Below are 12207 nucleotides of genomic sequence, written 5' to 3'. Positions count from 1 at the left end.
AAATTAGTATTATACTTTTTTATTAAACAATAGCTAAAATTTTGCTCCTTAGATGAAGACTTAAAGCTATTGAGTTCTAAAAAATTTAGATGAAATATGACACAATACTGATATTCGATGTTTTTGGAAGAATTTTATTTTAATAGGAACTGAATACATTTTACTAAATGTTCTCTAAAAAGTGGCTCGTTATAAGATGCTGCAGTGTGCCCACCACCGGTATAGATCATTTTTCCGCCATCTTCAAATTCCTGAAACCATGCGTGCGGGTGAAATTCGCCATTTTTGCCACCTTCATATGATGTCTCGTTTAGCTGAAGCAACACCTGGAGATCCGGATTTATATTTTTGAAGTTATACCACTCGTCTGTACGCTTCCAAACTTTGGGTAAATGAGCAACTGTAGGGTGATCTGGCATTTCTACTACAACTTCAGCTTGCTGGATATGCGGATGACTTTCAAAATAAGCGCCAATAAACTTTCCGTACCACGGCCAATCATATTCGGTATCTGAAGCGGCATGAATTCCGAAGAAATTACCGCCATTTTCAATATATTTTCTGAATTTTTCCTGCTGATCTTCAGTAAAAACATCTCCAGTTGTACTTAGAAAAATCACTGCATCGATATTCGATAATTCTGAAACAAATTTTTCTGCATCCTTTGTCGCATTAATCGTCCAATTATTTTTTTCTGCAATTTCTTCTAAAGCAGCAATTCCCGTTGGAATAGATTCATGCTTAAAACCAGCTGTTTTATAGAAAATCGATAATTTTTGCTGTGCATTTCCCAGCGTAAAACAGAAAATTAAGAGCAGAAAAAAGAGTTTTTGGAGTTTCATTTTGTATTGAAGTTGACGGATTATAAAAGCTTTAAGCGAACAATTATCAGCTTTCAGCTAAAATTCAAAATTTAATTTTTCATCCTGATTTTTTATATTCTGACTCTCAATTATCTGATCGACACATCACCGCCTTTTCAAATTGAAAAAAGTCTATTTTCTTAATTAATGCGTTGCCGGTAAAGACATTAAATATTTTTTTGGCGTAGTGCCAAATTTCTTTTTAAAAGCTGCAATAAAATGACTAGCGGTGCTGTAACCTACCTTTAAACCGACTTCGTTCACATTATATTCGCCGCTATCCAATAATTTGCGGGCATATTCCATTTTGTAATCAAATAGAAAACTGTAAACCGAATCACCATAGATCTGCTTAAAACCCTCTTTCAATTTCTTTAAACTTAGGTTTATTTCGTCTGAAAGTTCTTGTAAAGATGGTGGCTCGGCCATTCTAGCGATTACGATGTCTTTTGCTCTCCTAATTTTTAGGATATTTTCTTCATCACTTAAAAACGGACATTGCTCAACATTTGCATCTTCTGCCCTGTTAAAATAAAGACTCAGCAACTCGTAAGCTTTGGCTTTAAAATAAAGGCTTTTTATGGTTGGTGTAAGATTAAAATTCATCACCTGGTTTAGAACGATCGCCATCGAAGGTGATATTGGTGAATCTTTATAGTATTTTTTATCCTTGTTCTCTGTGCTTAAAAACGAAATATAATTAGCTTCTTCAGAAAATAACGCGTGAAATTTCTTTATCGAAATAACCAGTGAAATTAACCAGGATTTAGGCCCTAAAATCAGATTTAGCGGTAAGTTTCGCTGCGGATTATATAAAATAAGCGATTTTTCTTCAGCCAACGGAAGTTCGTATCGACCTTCGTTAAATAAGAATTTACTTTCTCCCTTTACATTAAAGTGAAATTGTATAAAACTGGTGTCTACTTCACGTTCAACAATCTGTTTATCAGAAGTTTCGTTCTGAAACTTTAAAATATGAAAACCTTCTTCTACTTTAGTCTCTTCCGTTAAACTTACAGCGATATTTTTTTCCTCTTCCATCGTTTAAAAATACTATTATTTATTTAGAAACAATCTAAACTAATACGTTCTTAGCGTTCATTAATACTACAAAACTATGCTATTTCAAGCATTTACGATCATAAATATACTAAAATCCCTGTTAGCGACACAAATAGTACTTTGAGCGTTATTTTTTACGTTAACAATATTTTAATTTTGCCTCGCAATCCCTAAAAGTTCATGGAAAGTTCGATTTCTAAAGGAAGACATTTTTACATCATTGGTCTTAGCTATAAAAAAGCAGATGCTGAAATTAGAGGACATTTTAGTCTAAATGAAGAAGCTAAAACCAGGTTGTTAGAGCAGGCGAAGAAAGAAGGTATAGACGGAGTTTTGGCAACCTCAACGTGTAATCGTACAGAGGTTTATGGCTTTGCCGCACATCCTTTTCAGCTCATCAAACTCTTATGTGAGCACACCCACGGCACGGTAGAAGAATTTGAGAAAGTAGCCTATGTTTACAAAAACAAGCAGGCGATCTCTCATATGTTTAGAGTGGGAACTGGCTTAGATAGCCAGATTCTTGGCGACTTCGAAATTATTAGTCAGTTACGAATTGCTTTTGCCCAGTCTAAAAAAATAGGTTTATCGAATGCCTTTACAGAGCGTTTGGTAAATGCCGTGATCCAAGCCAGTAAACGTATTAAGAATGAAACCGAAATTTCTTCAGGAGCAACTTCAGTTTCTTTTGCTTCCGTTCAGTATATATTAAAAAATGTAGACGATATTTCTAACAAGAATATTTTACTCTTCGGGACCGGTAAAATTGGCCGAAATACCTGCGAAAATCTTATTAAACACACTCAAAATAAGCACATCACTTTAATTAACCGAACTAAAGATAAGGCTGAAAAAATTGCCGGAAAATTTAGTTTAACGGTTAAAGATTATGCCGATCTACAGGCTGAAATTAGAAATACAGATGTTCTTATCGTAGCTACAGGAGCACAAAATCCAACGATTAGTAAAGAACTTATTTATTGTAAAAAGGATTTGCTGATCCTGGATCTTTCTATCCCTAAAAATGTTGCTGAGGATGTTGAAGAACTGGATAATGTAAGATTGGTTCATTTAGATCATCTTTCTCAGATTACTGACGAAACCCTTCAACGTCGTAGAAAATTTATTCCTGAAGCTGAAGCAATTATTGTTGAAGTAGAAAGTGAATTCAACAAATGGCTGGAAACTCGCAAATTTGCGCCAACCATTAAAGCACTGAAGAAAAAACTACGATCAATGAAAGACGCTGAACTTGATTTTCAGCGTAAAAAAATAGCTGATTTTAACGATGAACAGGCCGAAATCGTAAGCAACAGGATCATCCAAAAGATCATGAAGCATTTCGCTAATCATCTTAAAGAAGATAGCAACACTACAGACGAAAGCTTAGAACTTATCCAAAAAGTCTTTCAGTTAGAAGAACAAGTACGATGAATAAAGTGATACGCATAGGAACACGAGACAGCGAACTGGCCTTGTGGCAGGCAAAAACTGTACAATCTGCACTTGAAAAATTAGGGCATCAAACCGAACTTGTTCCCGTAAAATCTACTGGAGATCTAAATTTAGATGTTCCGCTTTATGAAATGGGCATCACCGGGATTTTCACCAAAACGCTCGATGTTGCCATGCTTACCGGCAAAGTAGATATCGCGGTTCATTCTATGAAAGATGTCCCAACGGCTTTACCCAAAGGAATTGTAGAAGCGGCCGTTCTAAAACGTGCAAATACGCAGGATATTCTTATTCATAAAGGTACCGACTTTTTAGAGGCTGAAGGAACGATCGCTACCGGAAGTTTACGTAGAAAATCGCAATGGCTTAATCGCTATCCAAATCATAATGTGGTAGATCTTCGCGGAAATGTAAATACGCGAATGCAAAAGCTGGAAGATAATGATTGGAACGGAGCCATTTTTGCCGCTGCCGGATTGGAAAGAATCGAAATAAAACCTGAAAATTTTATCGATCTCGACTGGATGATTCCTGCACCTGCACAGGGTGCCATGCTGGTTGTGGCTTTAGAGAAAGATGAATTTACCAGAACAGCACTTGGCGCGTTAAATCATTATCAAACAGATCTTGAAGTTCATGTAGAACGTGAATTTTTACGCACTTTAGAAGGTGGCTGTACCGCACCTATCGGGGCTTTAGCGAAGATGGATAACGACGATATTCTACATTTTAAGGGTGCTCTTTTTAGCTTGGATGGTTCGCAAAAGATCGAAGTCGAAAAAAGAATCGCTGCCGATAATGTTACCGGATTCGGGAAATTTTGTGCTGAAGAAATTCTTGCCAAAGGTGGCGCTGAACTGATGAAACAAATCAAGGAAGTTTTAAACTAAGGCTTATGGCCACTGTACTTTCCACAAAAAAACTTAGCGTTTCGCAAAAGCAATTACTGCTTGGCGCCAAAATTGGATTAGTGGAATACAACGCCATAAACATAGAATTTATCCCATTTTCATCGAATATCGACCGCATACAAAATGCCATTATCACGAGTAAAAATGCGTTTAAAGTTATTAAGGATAAAGTAAAGATCGAGAAAGCATTTGTGGTGGGATCTAAAACTGCAGCCTTGCTAAAGGAAAATGATATTGAAATTGCTGAAGTTGCCGATAATGCTTCAGTATTAGCTGAAAAAATCATCGAAAATCATCAAAATAAGCACTTTACTTTTTTCTGCGGAAATAAACGTAGAGACGAGCTACCACTTCAGCTAAAACAAAAACAAGTATCTTTTGAAGAAGTTGAAGTGTATAAAACAAGCCTCAATTTTGCCGAATTTAAGCAGGAGTTCGATGGCGTTTTATTCTTTAGCCCAAGTGGTTTAGAAAGTTACTTCAGCAAAAATAAAATAGGAGAAGCTACGGCATTTTGCATTGGAACAACCACGGAAAATTCTGTAAAAAAATATACCAAAAACATAATAACAGCTACCCAGCCAAGCATTGAAAATGTAATCGTTCAGGTAGTGAAGAAATATAATAAACAATAGCTTCAGGCTTAATTTGAAGAATAAAGGTTAAATTTAAATCCCTCGATGAGGGAAAAATCTTCCCCTCTTTTTAGTGGGGAATACATTGAAGATAAACAACAAAAACATGATTAAAAACGATCTTTTCTTAAGAGCTTTAAAAGGAGAAACGGTAGAGCGCCCACCAGTTTGGATGATGCGCCAGGCAGGTCGCTACTTACCAGATTTTATGAAGCTAAAAGAAAAATACGATTTCTTTACACGTTGTCGCACGCCAGAACTTGCTGCAGAAATTACGACGATGCCGATAGAGCAGGTTGGTACAGATGCTGCCATTTTATTTAGTGATATTTTGGTGGTGCCACAAGCAATGAACGTAGAAATTGAGATGAAACCTGGTGTAGGTCCTTTTTTACCAAACCCGGTTCGCAGTCCGCTTGATGTTAACGACATTATCGTTCCAGATGTTTACGAAGAATTGGGCTATGTCTATGACGCTATAAAATTAACCAAAGAACGTCTTAACGATGAAGTTCCGTTAATTGGATTTGCAGGTTCACCGTGGACGATCTTATGTTACCTGGTGCAGGGACAGGGCTCTAAGAATTTTGATAAAGCAAAAGAATTTTGTTTTAAACGCCCAGACGCGGCACAGGTATTACTTCAAAAAATCACCGATACCACAATCGCTTACCTAAAAGGAAAAGTAAAAGCTGGTGTCGATGCGATACAGATCTTTGATTCGTGGGGAGGTTTACTTTCTCCAACAGATTATCAAACCTATTCCTGGAAATATATTCAGCAGATCATCGATGCTTTAAAAGATGAGATTCCTGTAATTGCTTATGGTAAAGGTTGTTGGTTCGCATTAAAGGAAATGTCACAATCTGGCGCTGCTGCTTTGGGTGTAGACTGGACGTGCTCTGCAATTAACGCAAGGTACTTAAGTGGTGGGCAAATAACGCTTCAGGGAAATTTTGATCCTTCACGATTATATTCTACCCCACAGGAAATTAAGAAAATGACCACCCAAATGATCGACGAATTTGGTAAAGACCGCTATATCGCCAATTTGGGACACGGCATTTTACCAGATATTCCGGTTAGAAATGCGCAGGCATTTGTAGACGCGGTTAAAGAATACAAACCTAGATAATGGCAATTGAGGCAAGAATACGGCAGCTTAATTTTAAAGAGATCTTTATTCTGCTGAAGTTATTCCTGCCCCAACCACTTTATATTTTCCCAACCTATCGCGCTACCAGAGAAACGTTAAAACTTTGCGACAGGCTTTTTGGGAAAAAACATTATCAGGATAATCGGGAAAACGCTTTTAGGCACGCCTACTGGAACTTTTTGATTGCTGAAAAAGTTTTTCAGAAAAATAATTCGGTTGAAGAATCGATAATCTGGGCAAAAAAAATCACTGATCTGCATGAGCGAATGGCTCCTAATAAAGCTTTAGCGCGAGCAATGGATCTTCATAATAATGATGTGGGGCGCAATATCTTCAGCAATAATCCTGAAGAAAATGCAGTTGAAAGCCTTCAGGATTTAATGGATTCCGCAGTAAAAATTACAGAACCAGAGCTATCGAAATTCGATAAAAATCAGCTTGTTTTTATAGAAGAATAACCTAAGATTATGCTGAACAAAAATTACCGGGACGAAGAAAAAGAACGCATCGACGAGCAGCTGCGATCGATCATGGAAATGGGCCATATCCCTGAAGAATGGGAGGAAATTCGGCTTAATCTAGATCGAAAACTTAAAGAAGCACTTAGCATTGGCTTAAATGAGATCGAAAATCTTCCTGAAGAAAAATTAATGGAGATTTTAGCGAATCTCGACTTAGAGTTTTCGCATTACGAAGCGCTTGGTGATATTCTTCTAGGAAGTATCGAGTTAGAAGCCGAAGAAAAACAAGCCGATCTTGCACAAAAAACGCTTCTAATTTATAAAACTGCACAAGAGGTAAGTCGCACTTTTTCATTTAGTCTCACACAAAAAATTAATGAAGCTAGAAGTTGGATAAATGATTAGCATGAAAGACCAATTTTATCAATATATACAGGATCTCCAGGACACCATAACTTCGAAACTGGAGGAAATCGACGGAAAAGCAAAGTTTAAAGAAGACCTTTGGAAACGTAAAGAAGGTGGCGGTGGCCGCACGCGAGTGATCGAAAACGGAAATGTTTTTGAAAAAGGAGGTGTTAATATTTCAGCAGTTCACGGGCCTTTAAATCCTGCGATGCAAAAATATTTTAATGTTGGCGATGTTAACTTTTTTGCCTGCGGATTAAGTTTAGTGATTCATCCTAAAAATCCTATGGTTCCTACCGTTCATGCCAATTGGCGTTATTTTGAAATGTACGATAAAGAAGGAAACACGCTAGACCAGTGGTTTGGCGGCGGGCAGGATCTTACACCTTATTATCTTTTTGAAGAAGATGCGATTCATTTTCATCAAACATCGAAAAATGCCTGCGATAAGCACGATCCTAAATTTTATCCTGAATACAAGAAAAAATGTGATGAATATTTTTGGAATGCGCATCGTGATGAAGCCAGAGGAATTGGCGGATTGTTTTTTGACTACCTGAAAGATTCTGAAAAACATAGTATAACCGACTGGTATAATTTTGTGACTGAAGTTGGCAACAGCTTTTTGGAAGCTTACGTACCGATCGTTGAAAAAAGAAAAGACCTTGAATTTAACCAAGATCAGCGCGACTGGCAGGAAGTGCGACGCGGTAGATATGTAGAATTTAATTTGGTTCATGATAAAGGAACATTATTCGGTTTAAAAACCAATGGCCGAATTGAAAGTATTTTAATGAGTTTACCACCGCATGTGCAATGGGTATACGATCACCATCCAGAGCCCGGCAGCGAAGAAGCCAAGCTTATTGAAGTGCTGGAAAAACCGAGAGAGTGGGTTTAATAAGTTGACAGTTTACGGTGGACAGTTTACGGTGGACAGTTTACGGTTGACAGAAAATAGCTGACAGCCTTTAGCTTTCAGCAATCAGCTTAAAAGATGAAAGATTATAAGAAATACCTGGTTTGGCAGAAATCGCATCAATTAACATTAGATGTTTATAAACTCTCTGCCCAATATCCAAGAGAAGAAACTTTCAATCTGGTAAGTCAAATTAAAAGATCATCGAGCTCGATAGCTACAAATATTGCTGAAGGATGTGGCAGAAAATCTGATAAAGACTTCTCCAGGTTTCTATATATTTCCTTTGGCTCTGCAAACGAATTAGAATATCAAATACTGCTAAGTAAAGACCTTAATTTTATTAGTGCTGAAGACTATGAAAAACTTCAACTTCAAACTGAAAAAATTAAGAAAATGCTTAGCGCTCTTATAAAAACTTTAAATGCAAGCTAAAGGCTAATCGCTGAAAGCTTACAGCTAAAAAAATTATTATGCTTAGAAGAAACCGAAGATTACGTACAAATGAAGCTATTCGTAGCTTAGTGAGAGAAAGTCTGGTAACTCCAGATGATTTTCAGGCACCATTATTTGTGGTAGAAGGAAGCGGCATTAAACAAGAAATCGCTTCGATGCCGGGATACTTTCGATATAGCCTTGATTTACTGAAAAAGGAAGTCGAAGAATTATGGAGTTTAGGTATTAAATCGGTGTTACTTTTTGTAAAAGTTGAAGAAAAACTAAAGGACAATCGAGGTACTGAAGCTGTAAATCCAAACGGCTTAATGCAACGCGCTATCAAAACGGTTAAAGAAACTAATCCCGAAATGATTGTGATGACTGATGTTGCGCTGGATCCTTATAGCGAATTTGGTCACGACGGAATTATTGAAAACGGAAAGGTTTTAAATGATCCTTCTGTAGAAGTTTTAGCAAAAATGGCATTATCTCATGCTGAAGCCGGTGCCGATTTTGTCGCACCAAGTGATATGATGGATGGCCGAATCTTAGCTATGCGCAATATTCTTGAAGAAAACAGCTTTTTCAATACTGGAATTATGAGTTATAGTGCTAAATATGCTTCAGCATTTTATGGGCCATTTAGAGATGCGTTGGATTCTGCTCCGGTAGATGCTCAGGATATCCCTAAGGATAAAAAAACTTACCAAATGGATCCTTCTAACCGTGATGAAGCGATTCGTGAAACTTTAATGGATATCGAAGAAGGCGCAGATATCGTTATGGTAAAACCGGGATTATGCTATCTGGATATCGTAAGAGATTTAAAAAATACTGTAAATGTTCCCATTTCTGTATACCAGGTAAGCGGTGAATATGCCATGATCAAAGCTGCTGCTGAAAAAGGATGGCTGGATCACGATGCCGTGGTGATGGAGCAACTAACAGCGATTAAAAGAGCGGGAGCCGATTTTATCTCGACTTACTTTGCCAAATACGCAGCAAAACTACTTCAGAGATAGTTTAAAGAGCTTAGAACGCTTCGCTTTTAGATACTAGAAAATAGACTTAAACCTCACAGATTTTAAAAATCTGTGAGGTTTTTTTATTCAAAATTAAACTGGAATGAACTTTACTTTTTTCGACAATTAACGAACCGCTTATAAGCTCGACTTAAGAAAAAATAGCCAAAAGCTGATGGCTGCTGATTTTTACCAATATTTTAATTTTCCACATTCGGTTTTTTAGTAAATTCACAGTGTGAAATTCAACAAAATACATATCTCTTTTTCGCTGGTGCTTATTGCTTTATTAAGCGCCGCAGGAATTTCACAACCGCAAACTTCTGCTTACGTATATCAAGATTCAGAAAAAAATACTTCTAGTTTTCAACAATCTGATATTACTAAATCCTTTGTTTTTGAAGAGCCGGGAAACTACGATCTACAAACAGATCAAGAAGAACCCGGGATTTCTCCCCTATTCTTCAGTAGTAATTATGAGCTTAAAACAAGTCAACTTCCGCAGAAAATATTAAAATCTAAGTGGAGTTTTCTTCGAGATCAAAAAAGTACGCTTGAAGCTCAAATTTTTCCATTTCACTTTTTCTCCTGATTGATTTAATAATTATTTGGTGCTGATTTTCAGCAAAATTAACGTGCATCCTAATCTATAGGACTTGTACGCCTAATTGTAATTATTAAAATTCAATATAAAAATGGAAACATCTTCAACCATTATTGGTCTAAGCCTATTTGTACTGTTTATGGGCCCAATATTTTACGCATTATATCGTCAAGGTTTAAAGGAAAAAAGAAACAAAAAAGCCTTACAAAACCTCGCAAAATCGAACAATATGAAACTTAATCATATTGAAATTTCTAATGCTTTAGTTTTAGGATTAGATAAAGCGCAGCATAAACTCTTGATCCTTGAACCGGCAAATGCCAATCAACATCAACTTATAGATCTATCTGAGGTCAATAAAACCAGTGTGATTAAACGCAGTGTTTCTTTTACTGAAAATGATAAAAAAAGTACCAAAATCATACAAATAAGCATCGAATTACTTTCTGAATCGAATCATAAACGAATTTCTGAAATTTTATTTTATGATGAAGATGGCGCCGATAATAGTGATATGGAAACACAGTTATTTACAGCCTCTCGCTGGAACAACCTAATCCAGGCAAGTCTTTAATTAGTTGAGTTGTTGAAAGAAAGCTGTTCTTTAAAATTTAGAGCAGCTTTCTTATTTTATAATTTCTTTCAAATAAAATAGATATTTAATCCCTAATTTAGATCTCTTAAAAACCAAAGAACTCTAATGGGATTACTCCTGCTATTTGCCGCATTTTCGATATTTTTTTCTTTTATGTGCTCTATTTTAGAGGCTGCGCTTCTAAGTTTCACCCCGTCTTACATAAAAATTAAAAGACAGGAAGGTAAAAAGTATGCTGAAGTTTTAGGGAATTTCAAAAAAGATATCGATAAACCTTTAATTGCTATTTTAACCATTAACACCGTGGCACATACCGTAGGATCTATTCTGGTAGGTGTACAGGCCGAAAAGACTTTTGGAGATGGCAGTAATGCAGTAGGAATAGTTTCTGGATTATTAACGCTGGGAATTTTAATTCTATCTGAGATAATTCCAAAAACCCTGGGGGCAACTTATTGGGATCGAATGGGCGCATTTACTGCAAACACGCTTAGAATTATGATCGCCCCTCTAAAATATACCGGGCTCTTATGGTTATTAATGCTTACTACAAGATTGATCGGTAAATCGGCCAAAGTGAATACCATGAGTCGGGAAGAATTTGCCGCAATCACAGAAGCTGCCGAAGAAGAAGGCGTTTTTGAAGAAAACGAAAGTACCGTGATCAAAAACATGCTGGTTTTTAAATCTGTAGAAGCAAAAGATATTATGACGCCATTTTCTGTAGCGATCACAGAAGATGAATCAATGAGCATTGAAGATTTTCACCATTCACATAAAAATTTAAAATTTTCTAGAATTCCGGTTTATAAGGAAAAATCGAATAATATTTCAGGTTTTATTCTGAAGGATGATGTGCTGGAAGAAATGATCAAACAAAATGGGCAATCAAAACTAGATACCCTAAAACGAGAGATCTTTGTTACTACTTCTGAAGTGCCAATCCCAGATCTTTTTGATATATTTATTAGAAAACGAACGCATATTTCTATTGTTACCGACGAATTTGGAAATGTTGTTGGACTGGTTACCATGGAAGATATTATCGAAACACTCTTAGGTTTGGAGATCATGGACGAGAGTGATAGTATCGAAGATATGCAAAAGCTTGCTCGTAAAAACTGGGAGCGCCGCGCCAAACGTATTGGTTTGATCCAGAGAAGAGACGATGCACAACCTGAAGAACTTAAAGATGAAGAGCACCTATCTGAAGACACCGCTGGGGATCGCAAAAATAACGGGTGATACTGAAGGTGTTGCCGAAATAAAAATTGAAGATCAAAATATCGAATTTCAGGAGGATAAAGATCTTCCAGATTGTGTGATCCAGGCAAAATCTCAGTTGCTGCAATATTTTGAAAAAGATCGAAAAAGCTTCGATTTTAAAATGAATCCAAAGGGCACGCAATTTCAGCAAAAAGTATGGGAAGTCTTATTGGAAATTCCGTTTGGGAAGACCAGTTCTTATATGGAGCTTTCTAAAAAACTTGGTGATCCAAAAGCGATAAGAGCAGTAGCTTCAGCAAATGGTAAAAATCCGCTTTGGATCGTTGTTCCCTGCCATCGTGTAATTGGCAGTGATGGTTCGCTTACCGGTTATGCCGGAGGATTACATCGTAAAAAATACTTGTTGGAATTAGAAAGCCCTTCGCCACAGCAAAGCTTATTTTAGTCGAAT

15 protein-coding genes are annotated in these 12207 nt (G+C 36.8%); 13 read left to right on the top strand and 2 right to left on the bottom strand.

The features are described 5' to 3' along the window. Positions 1-134: 134 nt before the first annotated feature. Both BM201_RS02960 and BM201_RS02955 read right to left on the bottom strand, forming a co-directional pair. The gene (locus BM201_RS02960; RefSeq protein WP_245758557.1) at positions 135-842 is read right to left on the bottom strand and encodes a ThuA domain-containing protein; all 708 of its coding nucleotides are present in this window, start codon (positions 840-842) and stop codon (positions 135-137) included. Positions 843-1007: 165 nt separating this feature from the next. Further along, a complete protein-coding gene (locus BM201_RS02955) occupies positions 1008-1904 on the bottom strand; it encodes a helix-turn-helix domain-containing protein (RefSeq protein ID WP_092539889.1) in 897 nt (298 codons plus the stop codon). A gap of 201 nt (positions 1905-2105) precedes the next feature. Here BM201_RS02955 and hemA point away from each other — a divergent pair, with 201 nt between their 5' ends. From hemA to BM201_RS02890, 13 genes are all read left to right on the top strand, one after another. Continuing rightward, entirely contained in the window at positions 2106-3359 is a 1254-nt protein-coding gene (gene hemA, locus BM201_RS02950) for a glutamyl-tRNA reductase (protein WP_092539888.1), read from the top strand. Further along, the gene (gene hemC / locus BM201_RS02945; protein ID WP_092539887.1) at positions 3356-4270 is read left to right on the top strand and encodes a hydroxymethylbilane synthase; all 915 of its coding nucleotides are present in this window, start codon (positions 3356-3358) and stop codon (positions 4268-4270) included. The genes hemA and hemC overlap by 4 nt, the downstream gene beginning before the upstream one ends. Positions 4271-4275: 5 nt before the next feature. Continuing rightward, positions 4276-4926: a uroporphyrinogen-III synthase gene (locus BM201_RS02940; protein WP_092539886.1), complete on the top strand. Its 651-nt coding sequence runs from the start codon at positions 4276-4278 to the stop codon at positions 4924-4926. A gap of 106 nt (positions 4927-5032) precedes the next feature. Further along, on the top strand, positions 5033-6061 hold the full coding sequence (gene hemE / locus BM201_RS02935; protein ID WP_092539885.1) for a uroporphyrinogen decarboxylase: 1029 nt from the start codon (positions 5033-5035) through the stop codon (positions 6059-6061). Beyond that, positions 6061-6540: a DUF6973 domain-containing protein gene (locus tag BM201_RS02930; protein WP_092539884.1), complete on the top strand. Its 480-nt coding sequence runs from the start codon at positions 6061-6063 to the stop codon at positions 6538-6540. Before hemE ends, BM201_RS02930 begins: the two co-directional genes overlap by 1 nt. Positions 6541-6549: 9 nt before the next feature. Further along, a complete protein-coding gene (locus BM201_RS02925; RefSeq protein WP_092539883.1) occupies positions 6550-6948 on the top strand; it encodes a hypothetical protein in 399 nt (132 codons plus the stop codon). Position 6949: 1 nt separating this feature from the next. After that, positions 6950-7852 (top strand): oxygen-dependent coproporphyrinogen oxidase, encoded by a 903-nt coding sequence (gene hemF / locus BM201_RS02920; protein ID WP_092540604.1) that lies wholly within the window; start codon positions 6950-6952, stop codon positions 7850-7852. Between the two features lie 96 nt (positions 7853-7948). Then, positions 7949-8305, top strand: coding sequence for a four helix bundle protein (locus tag BM201_RS02915; RefSeq protein ID WP_092539882.1), 357 nt, complete (start codon positions 7949-7951; stop codon positions 8303-8305). 32 nt (positions 8306-8337) lie between these two features. After that, positions 8338-9330: a porphobilinogen synthase gene (gene hemB, locus BM201_RS02910; protein ID WP_092539881.1), complete on the top strand. Its 993-nt coding sequence runs from the start codon at positions 8338-8340 to the stop codon at positions 9328-9330. A gap of 238 nt (positions 9331-9568) precedes the next feature. After that, positions 9569-9922 carry a hypothetical protein gene (locus BM201_RS02905; RefSeq protein ID WP_092539880.1) on the top strand — a complete coding sequence of 118 codons (354 nt, stop codon included), beginning with the start codon at positions 9569-9571 and terminating at the stop codon, positions 9920-9922. 103 nt (positions 9923-10025) lie between these two features. Next, a complete protein-coding gene (locus BM201_RS02900) occupies positions 10026-10508 on the top strand; it encodes a hypothetical protein (protein WP_092539879.1) in 483 nt (160 codons plus the stop codon). 126 nt (positions 10509-10634) lie between these two features. Further along, positions 10635-11774, top strand: coding sequence for a CNNM domain-containing protein (locus BM201_RS02895; RefSeq protein ID WP_092539878.1), 1140 nt, complete (start codon positions 10635-10637; stop codon positions 11772-11774). Next, positions 11722-12201 (top strand): methylated-DNA--[protein]-cysteine S-methyltransferase, encoded by a 480-nt coding sequence (locus BM201_RS02890; protein WP_092539877.1) that lies wholly within the window; start codon positions 11722-11724, stop codon positions 12199-12201. The genes BM201_RS02895 and BM201_RS02890 overlap by 53 nt, the downstream gene beginning before the upstream one ends. Positions 12202-12207 lie beyond the last annotated feature (6 nt).

This window comes from Zunongwangia mangrovi, from assembly GCF_900112105.1.
Lineage (GTDB): Bacteria > Bacteroidota > Bacteroidia > Flavobacteriales > Flavobacteriaceae > Zunongwangia > Zunongwangia mangrovi.
This window is presented reverse-complemented; position numbering and strand designations above follow the sequence as displayed.